We start from the raw sequence: 12,352 nt of genomic DNA on the forward strand, positions 1-12,352 counted from the left end.
CGGTAGAGGGGACGGGCAGCGTGACGCTGACCATCGGAATCGACGTCGGCGGCACCAAGGTCGCCGGTGGCGTGGTCGACGAACAGGGCAACGTGCTCGCGTCGGACCGCAGGCCGACCCCGGCGGACGACCCCGCCGGGACCCGGGACACGATCGTCGAGGTGGCCGCAGAGCTGGCGGCGCAGTACCCGGACGCGAAGGCGATCGGGATCGGCGCGGCGGCGTGGATCGACGCGGCCGGCTCGACGGTGCTCTTCGCGCCGAACCTGGCCTGGCGGGACGAGCCCCTCCAGTCGTACGTGAGCAAGGCCACCGGGCTGCCGGTCGTGCTGGACAACGACGCCAACGTCGCCGCCTGGGCGGAGTTCCGGTTCGGTGTCGCCCTCCACGCCGAGTCGATGTTGATGATCACCGTCGGTACCGGCATCGGCGGCGCGATCGTGGTGAACGGCGGTCTGTGGCGCGGCGCCCACGGCATCGCGGCCGAGCTGGGCCACATCCAGGCGGTTCCGGACGGGCATCCGTGCGGCTGCGGCCGTCTCGGCTGCCTCGAGCAGTACGCGAGCGGCAACGCGCTGGTCCGCTTCGGCCGGACCGGGGCGCGGCAGGAGCCGGAGCGGGCCGCCAAGCTGCTGGAGCTGGCCGGAGGCGACCCCCTGGCGATCACCGGCCGGCAGGTCACCGAGGCGGCGCGGGCCGGCGACGGCGTCGCGATGGACGCGTTCGCCCAGGTCGGCTACTGGCTCGGCGTGGCCCTGGCGGACCTGGCGCAGAGCCTGGACCCACAGGTCATGGTGATCGGCGGGGGCGTGGTCGACGCCGGGCCGCTGCTGATGGGGCCGATCGAACGCGCGTACCGGGAGCAGTTGTCCAACCGCGGCCGGTTCCCGGTGGCCGAGGTGCACGCCGCCCGGATGGGCAACGCGGCCGGTGTGGTCGGCGCGGCCGACCTGGCGCGACGCGCCTGAGGAGGCGGGGTGTCCGGGGTGGCGGGCGGGCCCGGGGTTCCGCTGCGTGTGGTCAGTTACAACGTCCACGGGTTGCGGGACGACCGGGCCGCGTTGATCGGCCTGGTCCGCGACCTGGCCCCGGACGTCCTCGTCGTGCAGGAGGCGCCGCGCCGGTTCCGGTGGCGGCAGAAATGCGCGCGGCTCGCCTCCGAGACCGGTCTCGTGGTGGCCGCGGGCGGCCTGCCCTCGCTGGGCAACCTGCTGCTGGTCAGCCTGCGGGTGGCGATCCGGCGGAGCTGGTGCATGCGCTACCCGCTGACCCCGGGCCGGCATCTGCGCGGCGCGGTGTTCGCCGAGGGCGCGGTCCGCGGCGCCACCTTCACGGTGTCCGGATCGCACCTGGCCACCGACCCGGCCGAGCGCCCGTCCCAGGCGGCGTGCTGGAAGGCCGAGCTGGACCGGATCGAGGGGCCGATGATCGTCGCGGCCGACCTGAACGAGGGCCCCGGCGGCGGCGCCTGGCGGATGGTCGAGGACGGCCTGCTCGGGTCGGCGGAGAACGCGCCGACCTTCCCGGCCGCGGTGCCCAGCCGGCGCATCGACGGGCTGTTCGTGACCCCCGGCGTGGCCATCGAACGTTACGAGATCATCTCGACCGAGCGGACACGCGTCGCGAGTGATCATTTACCGATCGTCGCGGACCTTTTGCTCCCTTCCTCCTAGCCTTTCGGTCTGCGAGGATCGCCGGGTGCAAGACTCCCCGGACCTCGGTGACCGTGGCGGCGCCGTGTGCGTGATCGGCGCCGGCGCGAGCGGCCTGACCGCCATCAAGAACCTGCGCGAGCTGGGCTTCGCGGTCGACTGCTACGAGCGTGAGACGTCGGTCGGCGGCGCGTGGAACTGGCGTCACGACCGCAGCCCCGTCTCCGCGGGCACCCATCTGGTCACCTCCCGGCCGCTCACCGAGTTCCCCGACTTCCCGATGCCGGACCACTGGCCCGACTACCCGCACCACAGCCGGGTCCTGGAGTACCTCGAGCGGTACGCCAAGCACTTCGGCCTGACCGACCACATCTGGTACGGCATGGAGGTCGTGTCCGTCGTCCCGGCCGGCGACGGCCGCTGGGACGTCACGATCAACTCGACCGGCGGCGGCTCGTCCCGGGTCCAGCGGTACGCGGCCGTGGTGATCGCCAACGGGCACAACTGGTCGCCGGTCAGCCCGGAGATCCCCGGCGACTTCAGCGGGCAGGTGATCCACGCGGCGGGATACAAGGACCCGTCCCGGCTGCGTGACCGGCGGGTGCTGGTGATCGGCGGCGGCAACACCGGCTGCGACATCGTGGTCGAGGCGGCCCAGCACGCCGAGCGGGTGTGGCACTCCACCCGGCGCGGCTACTGGTACGGCCCGAAGTACCTCGGCGACCGCCCCGCCGACCAGGTGCGCCACCGGAAGGGCCCGGCCTGGCTGCGGCAGCGGCGCTACCGCCGCGGCGTCGCCGACCTCACCCGGTGGGGCGTCCCGGCGCCGGAGCACGCCCCGTCCGAGAGCCACCCGGTCGTCAACGGCCTGCTGCCGGAGTATCTGCGGCACGGCCGGATCGAGGCGGTCCCGGACGTGTCCCGCTACGACGGCAAGGCCGTGGAGCTGACCGACGGCCGCCGGATCGAACCGCATCTGGTGATCACCGCCACCGGCTACCGCCCGCGTTTCGACTTCCTCGCCCCCGAGCTGCTGGACATCGACGAGCGCGGCCGCCCCGACCTGCACCTGCACGTCTTCGCCCGCAAACACCCGACGCTCGCGGTGGTCGGCCTGGTCCAGCCGGACGCCGGGCTGTTCCCGCTGGCGCACTGGCAGAGCGTGGCGGTGGCCCGCTGGCTGCGGCTGCACGGCACCGACCCGGAGCGGGCGACCGCCGTGCAGCGGGAGGAGTCCCAGCGGCCGCTGGCCTCGTGGTCGCGACGCCGGGTGGTCCCCACCAGGCGGCACTGGTTCGAGGTGGACCACGTCGACTACCTGCGGACCGTGGAGAGCCTCCTGAGCCGTCTGGAGGGCGTCAAGTGAGCGAGCTTGCGAGCGAACCATTGGGCTCAGTCTTGAACTCATGGCGGCGCCGGAGCGAAGCGGAGGTGACGGCATGAGCGAGATCCTGCGGTTCGAGGACTGGGCCGAACCGGTGCCGCCCGCCGAGCGCGAGGTCGTCTCGAAACTGCCCGAGGCCGACGAGGGCCGCCCACCGCTGCTGTTCGTGCCCGGCCTCGGCCACGGCGGCTGGGCGTTCGCCGAGCACTGGCTCGGGCACGTCGCGGCCCGCGGCTTCCCGGCCCACGCCGTCACCCCGCGCCCCGGCGGCGACCTGCGCGCCCAGGCGCACGACGTGGTGCAGGTGGCGGCGTCACTGCCGCGCCAGGCGGTGCTGATCGGCCACGGCACCGGCGCGCGCGTGGTGGCCCGGGCGCTGGGCCGCTACCCGGCCCGTGCGGCCGTCCTGGTGGCCCCGGTGCTGGACGGCTGGGCGGCGCTCGGCGCGGCGCTGCGCAGCAACCCGGCCGGGACCGTCCCGGCGCTGGCCGGCGGCCGCCTGCGGTTCTCCGCCAGGCAGCTGTTCGGCGCGAACGTCCCCGGCGAGGAGGCCACCGCGCACCTGGAGCGGATCGGCGCCCGCCCGCGGGCCGAGCTGTTCGGCCGGGCCGACCTGCCGGAGCCGGTCGGCGGACCGCCGGTCCTGGTGGCCGGCAGCCCGGACGACCGGGTGGTGCCGCGGGCGGCCCTGGACCGGGCGGCCGCCCGCTACGGCGGGGCCCCGCTGCTCTTCCCCGGCATGGGCCACTACCTGATGCTGGAGCCGAGCTGGGCCGAGCCGATCGACGCCGTCCTGGACTGGCTGCTCAAAGAGCTGTGAGCCGCTCGGCCAGCCGGCCGCTGTGGTCGAGCGCGCTGAGGTAGGCGCGCGCCCAGGCCATGATGTCGTGCTCGGTGAGGTGCCGGCGCATCGACGACATCCGGGCGGCCAGGTCCTCGCCGTCCGCCTCCATGGCCCGCAACAGGGTGGCCTTGAGCCCGTCCACGTCGTGCGGGTTCACCAGGAAGGCCTGTTCCAGTTCGGCGGCCGCGCCGGCGAACTCGCTGAGCACCAGGGCCCCGGCGCCGTCCTCGCGGGCCGCCACGAACTCCTTGGCGACCAGGTTCATCCCGTCCCGTAGCGGGGTGACCACCATGACGTCCGCGGTCAGGTAGAGGGCGGCCAGGTCGGAGCGGGCGAACGGCTGGTTCAGGTAGTGGATGGCCGGTTCGCCGACCCGGCCGTACTCGCCGTTGATCCGGCCGACCTCGCCCTCGATCCGGTCGCGCAGGTCCCGGTAGCTCTCCACCCGTTCCCGGCTGGGCACCGCCACCTGGACCATCACCGTGTCCCGCACCTTCACGAACCCGTCCCGCAGCAACTCGCTGTACGCCGTGAGCCGGTGCTCGATGCCCTTGGTGTAGTCGAGCCGGTCGACGCTGAGCAGCACCCGCTTCGGCGCGCCGAGACTGTGCCGCAGCTGCCCGGCCTGGCTGACCACGTCGGGCCGGGTGGCCAGCGCCCGCATCTCGGCGACGTCGATGGAGACCGGGAAGGCGCCGGTCCGCACGGTCCGCCCGCCGACCGTGATCGCGTCGTCGGTGGCGTGCGCCCCGAGCAGCTTCTTGGCGAGCTGGGCGACGTTGTGGGCGGCCTGTTCCCGCTGGAAGCCGACCAGGTCCGCGCCGAGCATCCCGCGCAGCAGCTCGACCCGCCGGGGCAGTTGCATGTAGAGCTCGGGCGGCGGGAACGGCACGTGCATGAAGAACCCGATCAGCAGGTCCGGCCGCAGTTCCCGGAGCATCGCCGGCACCAGTTGGAGGTGGTAGTCCTGCACCCAGACGGCGGCGCCCGGCTCGGCCACGGCGGCGGCGGCCTCGGCGAACCGGCGGTTGACCGTCCGGTACGTCTCCCACCAGCCCCGGTCGAAGGTCGGCTGCTGCACCGCGTCGTGGTAGAGCGGCCACAGGGTCGAGTTGGCGAACCCCTCGTAGTAGCCGCGCAGGTCGTCCTCGGTCAGCGACACGGGTTGTAACCGCAGGGTGCCGATGTCTGGCAGAGCCGGTGCCGGGCCGACCCCGCCGGCCCAGCCGACCCAGGTGGCCGGGGCCTGCTCCAGGATCGCGTGCAGGGCGCTGGCCAGCCCACCTGGGCTGCGGCGCCACTCGCAGGCGCCGTCCGGAGCGGCGTTGTCATCCAGGGGCAGACGGTTGGCGATGACGACGAGCGAACTCTGACGCATCACCGTAGGTTACGGGGTAAACACCCGCGTCGGTCTATACGACAGCGCCGTCGTCGAATTCGTCGTCGTCGTCGCCCGAGCGCAGCCGCCAGACCAGGGTGACCGCCCCGCCGACGATCGCCGCGAAGCTGATCAGTTGCACCAGGTTGCGGTCGATCGGGAGGAGCGTGGGGAAGAGGAACAGCACGAAGCCGATCGTGACGCCCAGCAGGCCCATCACCGCGTACTTCGAGATGTGCGGCAGGGGTGGGGGAGGGGGCGGGATGTAACGCTCGTCCTCGTCGTCCTCAGCGGGCAGATCGCTACCGAAGGTGTCGAGTCCGTAGAGGATCGACGGCTCCGGCGGTGGCGGGTCGGTCCGCCGCCGGTTGTGCGGCGTGCCCTCCTCGGTCACCGGCCGGGCCGGGGGCGGCGGAGCGTCCTCGGCGGCCGGCCACGGAGCCGTCTCGGCGTCGACGGTGGTGTGGAAGCCCGCGATGATCTTCGCCCACTCCTCGTCCACCTCGGCCTGTGGCCGTGGGTCGGCCGGCGCCGGCGGCGCGGGCGGGGTGGGCGGTGTCCCGCCGGTCACCTTCTGCAGGTGCTCCCGGGCGGTCTCCAGCCGGGTGCGGTCGACATAGAGCCGGTCGATCGGCCGGGCGGGCAGTGTGGTCGCCCGCAGGACCGGGTTCAGATCCGCGGTGGGCTGCAGGTACGCAGCGATCCCTCCGGCCGCCAGCACGTCGAGCAGATGCTCGCCGATCCGTGGATCCACGTCACCCGCCACCGCGTAGTCGGCAGCGTCGAGCCCGTTGTCGCGCCGCCCACGACGGGCTCCACCCGCTGTCACCGATGCACACCCCCTTGCCGACCGTGCTTTGAATGGTGACACGGCAGGCACCTGTTGCGGGAGTGCGTTGTGGCGCGCCGCCCCCGCTTCGTACGCTTCCTGTCGCCCCGGACACCCGCGGCATCCGCTGAAAGGACGTCAGTGTTCTACTGGCTGCTGAAGTTGGTGGTTCTCGGACCACTGCTGAGACTCGTCTTCCGCCCCGAGGTGAAGGGCCTGAAGAACGTGCCCCGCTCGGGTCCGGTCATCCTCGCCTGCAACCACCTCTCGTTCTCCGACTCGATCTTCACCCCGCTGATCATGAAGCGGAAAGTGACCTTCGTCGCCAAGGCCGAATACTTCACCGGCAAGGGGATCAAGGGCTGGTTCTCGCGGATGTTCTTCACCGGCGCGGGGACGATCCCGGTGGACCGTTCGGGCGGCGAGGCCGCCCAGGCGGCGCTGAACACCCTCCTGCGGGTGCTGCGCGAGGGCAACGTGGCCGGCATCTATCCGGAGGGCACCCGCTCGCCCGACGGGCGTCTCTACCGGGGCAAGACCGGGGTGGCCCGGCTGGCGCTGGAGAGCGGCGCCGTGGTCGTGCCGGTGGCGCTGCTGAACACCGACGAGATCCAGCCGACCGGGACGCTGGTCCCGGCGGTGAAGCGGGTGCGGATCCGGATCGGCGCGCCGCTCGACTTCTCCCGGTACGCCGACCAGCGCGGTGACCGGTTCGTCGAACGCGCCATCACCGACGAGATCATGTACGAGCTGATGACGCTCTCGGGCCGCGAGTACGTCGACGTCTACGCCTCGACGCTCAAGGCGCCGACGGCCTAACCGGTCATCCCGGCGCGGCGACGCAGGGCCTGCACATCGGTGACGACGATGCGCCGGCCCTCGGTGCGCAGCCAGCCCCGGCTCGCGAAGGAGCCGATCGCCTGGTTGACGCTCTGCCGGGAGCCGCCGGCCATCTCGGCGAGCTGGCTCTGGTTGAGCTCGATGGTGATCATCGGCGCCTGGCTCTCCCCGGAGAGCCGGACCAGGGTCTTGGCCACCCGGCCGGGCAGGTCGAGGAAGACGTGATCGGCGTTCTGCTCGGTGAGGCGGCGGATCAGGCCGCCGACCGAGCGCATCACCGCGTCCAGGATGCGCGGGTTGGAGTGGACCAGTTCCATGAAGGCGACCCGGGACAGCGAGAGCGCCTGCGAGTCCTCGATGGCCTCGGCCGAGGCGCTGCGGGTCGACGCGTCCAACAGGGACACCTCGCCCAGCACGTCGGGCGGGCGGACCACGGTGAGGACCGCGCGCTCGCCGGTCGGCGCGGTCCGGAAGACGGCGACGGCGCCCCGCTTCATGATGATCAGCGAGTCGCCGGGGTCGTGCTCCACGAAGAGGATCTGGCCCTTGCGGTAGTGGCGTGGGACGGCCGCGGCCACGACCCGCTGGCGCACCTCCGGCTCGAGACCGGCGAACATGTCCACGCCGGTGAGCGCGTCGCCGGAATCCGGCAAGCGATGGTCCACGGCGCTATCCCTCCCCCGGTCGGGACCGCGTCGACCATGAGCCGGCGTCGGCCCCACGACGCGAACGATCACTCTTAGCACGAAGCGTGCCTCGAACGCCATTTTCGAAACGGACATCGGGGCTCGCCTCGTACGATCATGTCCCTTCAGTAGCGTTCTGTAAACCGTCAATCTCGCACAGTGACCGTCGCCCATGTTGTCCGTCGCTTTAGCGGCTTGTGCCGAGATAATCCCGCAGTGCCGGATGACGAGCTACTTCGATCGACCTTGCGCGACCAGTGGCACCTCACACCGACCGAGCTGACCGAGCTTCCGGCCGCCCTGCTGTCGCGTGGCTGGGAGTTCGTGGCGGGAGCCGCCCGTTACACGGCCCGGCTCGTGGAGGCGGCCGCCCGGCAGGCCCTCGAGGCCGGGCTGCTCGCCGCCGAGCACCTGCGCGCCCGGCGGATCGACGCGGGGCAGCCGGTCCGTACGCTCGGCGGCGCCCTCACCACGGAGACCCCGCTCGGGGTGCTGGCCGTCCTGCGGCGGGTCCCGGGCCGCTGTCTGGACGGGCGGGATCCGGTCGATCAGCAGTGGTGGGGTGAGCGGCTCGGCGCCGTACACCGGGTTCTCCAGGGTTTCCGGCATCCGGGCCTGCGCCCGTGGCGGCTGCCGGACCCCGACGCGGGCCATCTCGGCACGGAGCCCTGGCTCCGTGGGGCGGTGACCACCGCGGTCACCGCGGCCACCCGGTTGACCGTGACCGATCAGCTCACCTACGGGGTGCTGCACGGCGATCCGGCGCCGGACGCGTTCGTCCTCGATCAGTCCACCGGGCGGCTCGGGCTGCTGCACTGCGGGGCGAGCGGCACCGGCCCGCTGGTGTACGACGTGGCCGCCGCGGTCGCCTACGCCGGCGGGCCGGACCGGGCGGCCGAACTGCTGGACGGTTACCGCGCCGCGGGGCCGGTCGGCGCCGACGAACTGGACGCCGCCCTGCCGGTCCTGCTGCGGCTGCGCTGGGCCGTGCTGGCCGAGCGGGCGGCCCGGCGCGGCAGCCCCACCGCGCTGAGGGCCGCCAGGGTGGCCCTGGAATCCATGCCCGGATGACGATGGGTCAGGATGGACCCCGATGCCTTACCGCTATTTCTATGACTGCGAGTTCATCGAGGACGGCCGGATCGTCGACCTGGTCTCGATCGGTGTCGTCGACGAGTTCGGCCGGGAGTTCTACGCGGTCAGTACCGAGTTCGACGACTCCCGCGCCGTGCCCTGGGTGCGCCGCAACGTGCTCGACAAGCTGCCGTCGCCATCCGACCGGGCGTGGCGCAGCCGGGAACGGATCCGCGAGGAACTGTACGAGTTCCTGGTCGAGCCGATCCGCGGCCGCAACGAGCAGATGGAGCTCTGGGCCTGGTACGCGGCCTACGACCACGTCGCGCTCGCCCAGCTGTGGGGCGCCATGCCGGCCCTGCCCCGGGAGATCCCACGGTTCACCAAGGACCTGCGCCAGCGCTGGGACGATCAGGGCCGCCCGCACCTGCCGGAGATGGCCGGCCGGCACGACGCCCTGGTCGACGCGCGGCACAACCTGGCCCGGTGGAACGCCATGTCCGGGAAGTAACCGGAGGAGAGTCCTCAACTTATCCCGGCGGCCTGCCGAAGTGGAGACGTACCTCTACTCGGCTTCGGAAGGCTCCTGCATGAGCAGCACCCTTATTGATCGGTCGCCGTCCACCGAACGTGAGGCGGGGCGCTGGTGGGCGCTCGTAGTGCTCGCGCTGGCGCAGCTCATGGTCGTGCTGGACGCCACGATCGTGAACATCGCCCTGCCCACCGCCCAGGCCGACATCGGCTTCGACGACCACGGCCGGCAGTGGGTGGTCACCGGTTACGCCCTCGCCTTCGGCAGCCTGCTGCTGCTCGGTGGCCGGCTCTCCGACTTCTTCGGCCGCAAGCGGATGTTCGTCATCGGCCTGGTCGGGTTCGCCCTGGCCTCCGCGCTCGGCGGCGCCGCGGGCAGCCTGGAGCTGCTCATCGTGGCCCGCGCCCTCCAGGGCGTCTTCGGCGCCGCGCTGGCCCCCGCCGCGCTGTCGCTGCTGTCCACCACGTTCACCGAGCCGGCCGAGCGCGGCAAGGCGTTCGGCATCTTCGGCGCCATCTCCGGAGCGGGCGGCGGCATCGGCCTGCTGCTCGGCGGCGTGCTCACCGAGTACGTCTCCTGGCGCTGGTGCCTCTACGTCAACCTGGTGATCGCCGCGATCGCCGTGGCCGGCGCCTTCCTGAAGCTGCGGGACGAGCCGGTCCCCGCGCACGGCCGGATCGACGTCCCCGGCACGATCACCGCCGTCGCCGGCCTGGTGGCTCTCGTCTACGGCCTGGCCAACGCCGAGAGCGACGGCTGGTCCAGCACCGCGACCCTCGGCCCGATCCTCGCCGGCCTGGTCCTGCTCACCGCCTTCGTGCTGATCGAGCGCCGCTCCACGCACCCGCTGCTGCCGCTGCGCGTCGTCCTCGACCGCAACCGCGGCGGCTCCTACGCCTCCATCGCGATCGCCGGCGCCGGCATGTTCGGCATCTTCCTGTTCCTCACCTACTACCTGGCCGGCATCCTCCAGTTCACCCCGATCGAGACCGGCCTGGCCTTCCTGCCGATGCTCGGCGCGGTGATGCTCACCGCCACCACCGCCGGATCGATGCTCGCCCCCAAGATCGGCCCGCGCCCGCTGGTCCCGGTCGGCGCCCTGATCGCGGCCGGCGGCATGACCCTGCTGACCCGCCTCGAGCTCGACTCCACCTACGTGTCCGGCGTCCTGCCCGGCCTGATCATCATCGGCCTCGGCCTCGGCCTGGTCTTCGCGCCCACCCAGAACGCCGCCACCTCGGGCGTCGAGCACCGTGACGCCGGCGTCGCCTCCGCAATGATCAACACGGTCCAGCAGATCGGCGGCTCCATCGGCACGGCGCTACTCAGTTCGTTCGCCGCCACCGCCGCCGCCGACCACATGGCAGGCAAGGAGCCGACCCCGCTGGCCCAGGCCCAGGCCGCGCTGGAGAGCTACCACACGGTGTTCTGGTGGTCGGCCGGCTTCTTCGTCCTGGCCGCCGTCGTCGCCGCGGTGCTCTTCCGCACCGGCCCGCTCGACGTCGACCCGGACGCTCCGCCGGCCATGGCCCACTGACGGCCCGGCCACGCTCTCCGGGGCCAGTCACCCTCGGTTCCCGGTCCCGCATTCCACCCTTTCCGGTACGAGCGGCGAAGCCGGCAGAAGCACAGCGGCCGCTCGCGGAGCGCCACGCGAGCCAGGCGGTCCACCGGGCCGCGGCGCGGCCGCCGGGCTGAGGCGCGGGTCCATCTCCCGGGCCGCACCGAACGATGGGGTCACACGATCACTGATCGTGTGACCCCATCGCCGTCTCCGCGTGCGCAACCCGGTGCCGCCGCACACGCAGCCCCGTCCGTGTGCCCGGCCTGGCCGGATGGCGCGGGTAGGCGTTCACGACCGGCGCGGCGTGTGCGGTCGCCGTCGTTCCCGCAGCTCTCGGCCGCGATGCCGCGGCGCTGGGCGCGATCGTGGCGGTCCGCGCGAAAACGGTCCGGTTTCTGTGGGGCGCGTTCACCCCTGTCCGGCACGGCGACTAGAGTGCGATTGCGGGCCCGCCCCGGGCCGGCAACGCTGCCGACGAAATCGTCCCTGGGGCCTCGACGGGCTATCCGCACTTCGCTACCCGATCCAGGGGGAAGAATAATGCGTATCGGCGTGCTCACCGGTGGCGGCGACTGCCCCGGTCTCAACGCGGTCATCCGCGCCGTGGTCCGTAAGGGCGTGACTGCTTACGGTCACGAGTTCGTCGGCTTCCGCGACGGCTGGAAGGGCCCGCTGGAGGGTCTCACCAAGCCGCTCGGTATCGCTGAGGTCCGTGGCATCCTGCCCCGCGGCGGCACCATTCTGGGCTCCTCGCGCACCAACCCGTTCAAGATCGAGGGTGGCGTCGAGAAGATCAAGGCCAACCTGGCCGAGCAGGGCGTGGACGCGCTGGTCGCGATCGGCGGCGAGGACACCCTCGGCGTCGCGACCAAGCTGCACGACCTGGGCGTCAACGTCGTCGGCGTGCCGAAGACGATCGACAACGACCTGAACGGCACCGACTACACCTTCGGCTTCGACACCGCGGTCAACATCGCGATGGAGGCCATCGACCGGCTGCACACCACCGCCGAGTCGCACCACCGCACCCTGGTCGTCGAGGTCATGGGCCGCCACGCCGGCTGGATCGCGCTGCACGCCGGCCTCGCCGGTGGCGCCAACGTGATCCTGCTGCCGGAGCGCCAGTTCGACGTCGAGCAGGTCGCCACCTACGTGACCAAGCGCTTCCAGGTGGAGTACGCGCCGATTGTCGTCGTCGCCGAGGGCGCCCAGCCGCTCGACGGCCAGATGGTGCTGCACAACCAGGAGCTGGACAGCTTCGGCCACGTCCGCCTCGGCGGCATCGGCCAGTGGCTGGCCGAGCAGCTGGAGGAGAAGACCGGCAAGGAGGCCCGTACGGTCGTCCTCGGTCACATCCAGCGCGGTGGCACCCCGACCGCGTTCGACCGGGTGCTCTCCACCCGCTTCGGCCTGCAGGCGATCGACGCCGTGCACGAGGGCGACTTCGGCAAGATGGTCGCGCTGAAGGGCACCGACGTCGTCCGGATCCCGCTGATCGAGGGCACCGGCGAGCTGAAGACCGTTCCGATCGAGCGGTACGAAGAGGCCGAGGTCTTCTTCGGCAACTGA

At 72.2% G+C, this 12,352-nt stretch carries 12 protein-coding genes; 9 read left to right on the top strand and 3 right to left on the bottom strand.

Going from position 1 to position 12,352, the window contains the following annotated elements; all coding sequences use genetic code 11:
- Nucleotides 1-20: 20 nt before the first annotated feature.
- The 4 genes from IEZ13_RS04945 (at nt 21) to IEZ13_RS04960 (ending at nt 3,856) form a co-directional block, all read left to right on the top strand.
- The gene (locus tag IEZ13_RS04945) at nt 21-968 is read left to right on the top strand and encodes an ROK family glucokinase (protein ID WP_183217285.1); all 948 of its coding nucleotides are present in this window, start codon (nt 21-23) and stop codon (nt 966-968) included.
- A gap of 9 nt (nt 969-977) precedes the next feature.
- The gene (locus IEZ13_RS04950) at nt 978-1,673 is read left to right on the top strand and encodes an endonuclease/exonuclease/phosphatase family protein (RefSeq protein WP_229794464.1); all 696 of its coding nucleotides are present in this window, start codon (nt 978-980) and stop codon (nt 1,671-1,673) included.
- A gap of 25 nt (nt 1,674-1,698) precedes the next feature.
- Nucleotides 1,699-3,018 (top strand): flavin-containing monooxygenase, encoded by a 1,320-nt coding sequence (locus IEZ13_RS04955; RefSeq protein ID WP_183217287.1) that lies wholly within the window; start codon nt 1,699-1,701, stop codon nt 3,016-3,018.
- A 73-nt stretch (nt 3,019-3,091) separates the two neighbouring features.
- Nucleotides 3,092-3,856 carry an alpha/beta hydrolase gene (locus tag IEZ13_RS04960; protein ID WP_183217289.1) on the top strand — a complete coding sequence of 255 codons (765 nt, stop codon included), beginning with the start codon at nt 3,092-3,094 and terminating at the stop codon, nt 3,854-3,856.
- Here the strand turns inward: IEZ13_RS04960 and IEZ13_RS04965 are convergent.
- Nucleotides 3,843-5,258, bottom strand: a complete 1,416-nt coding sequence (locus tag IEZ13_RS04965; protein ID WP_183217291.1) for an alpha,alpha-trehalose-phosphate synthase (UDP-forming) — start codon at nt 5,256-5,258, stop codon at nt 3,843-3,845. The genes IEZ13_RS04960 and IEZ13_RS04965 overlap by 14 nt on opposite strands.
- 34 nt (nt 5,259-5,292) lie before the next feature.
- Nucleotides 5,293-6,087 (bottom strand): DUF308 domain-containing protein, encoded by a 795-nt coding sequence (locus IEZ13_RS04970; RefSeq protein WP_183217294.1) that lies wholly within the window; start codon nt 6,085-6,087, stop codon nt 5,293-5,295.
- Between the two features lie 141 nt (nt 6,088-6,228).
- On the opposite strand from IEZ13_RS04970, the gene IEZ13_RS04975 reads away from it, so the two are divergent.
- Nucleotides 6,229-6,906 carry a lysophospholipid acyltransferase family protein gene (locus IEZ13_RS04975; protein WP_183217296.1) on the top strand — a complete coding sequence of 226 codons (678 nt, stop codon included), beginning with the start codon at nt 6,229-6,231 and terminating at the stop codon, nt 6,904-6,906.
- On the opposite strand, the gene IEZ13_RS04980 is transcribed toward IEZ13_RS04975, so the two are convergent.
- Nucleotides 6,903-7,592, bottom strand: coding sequence for a Crp/Fnr family transcriptional regulator (locus tag IEZ13_RS04980; RefSeq protein WP_183217298.1), 690 nt, complete (start codon nt 7,590-7,592; stop codon nt 6,903-6,905). The two genes, IEZ13_RS04975 and IEZ13_RS04980, sit on opposite strands and share 4 nt — an antisense overlap.
- A 237-nt stretch (nt 7,593-7,829) precedes the next feature.
- Between IEZ13_RS04980 and IEZ13_RS04985 the strand changes: the two genes are divergently transcribed.
- The 4 genes from IEZ13_RS04985 (at nt 7,830) to IEZ13_RS05000 (ending at nt 12,352) form a co-directional block, all read left to right on the top strand.
- Nucleotides 7,830-8,684, top strand: coding sequence for a phosphotransferase enzyme family protein (locus IEZ13_RS04985; protein WP_183217300.1), 855 nt, complete (start codon nt 7,830-7,832; stop codon nt 8,682-8,684).
- A gap of 22 nt (nt 8,685-8,706) precedes the next feature.
- Nucleotides 8,707-9,198: a polyadenylate-specific 3'-exoribonuclease AS gene (locus IEZ13_RS04990; RefSeq protein ID WP_183217302.1), complete on the top strand. Its 492-nt coding sequence runs from the start codon at nt 8,707-8,709 to the stop codon at nt 9,196-9,198.
- A gap of 79 nt (nt 9,199-9,277) precedes the next feature.
- On the top strand, nt 9,278-10,756 hold the full coding sequence (locus IEZ13_RS04995; RefSeq protein ID WP_183217304.1) for a DHA2 family efflux MFS transporter permease subunit: 1,479 nt from the start codon (nt 9,278-9,280) through the stop codon (nt 10,754-10,756).
- 567 nt (nt 10,757-11,323) lie between these two features.
- Nucleotides 11,324-12,352 (top strand): 6-phosphofructokinase, encoded by a 1,029-nt coding sequence (locus IEZ13_RS05000; protein ID WP_183217306.1) that lies wholly within the window; start codon nt 11,324-11,326, stop codon nt 12,350-12,352.

The sequence above is a fragment of the Actinoplanes campanulatus genome, assembly GCF_014647795.1.
In the GTDB taxonomy this organism is placed as follows: domain Bacteria; phylum Actinomycetota; class Actinomycetes; order Mycobacteriales; family Micromonosporaceae; genus Actinoplanes; species Actinoplanes campanulatus.

Coding starts and splice junctions, on each gene's coding strand:
- IEZ13_RS04960 (WP_183217289.1), top strand. CDS start 3,092: ATGAGCGAGATCCTGCGGTTCGAGGACTGGGCCGAACCGGTGCCGCCC.
- IEZ13_RS04965 (WP_183217291.1), bottom strand. CDS start 5,258: ATGCGTCAGAGTTCGCTCGTCGTCATCGCCAACCGTCTGCCCCTGGAT.
- IEZ13_RS04990 (WP_183217302.1), top strand. CDS start 8,707: ATGCCTTACCGCTATTTCTATGACTGCGAGTTCATCGAGGACGGCCGG.
- IEZ13_RS04995 (WP_183217304.1), top strand. CDS start 9,278: ATGAGCAGCACCCTTATTGATCGGTCGCCGTCCACCGAACGTGAGGCG.
- IEZ13_RS05000 (WP_183217306.1), top strand. CDS start 11,324: ATGCGTATCGGCGTGCTCACCGGTGGCGGCGACTGCCCCGGTCTCAAC.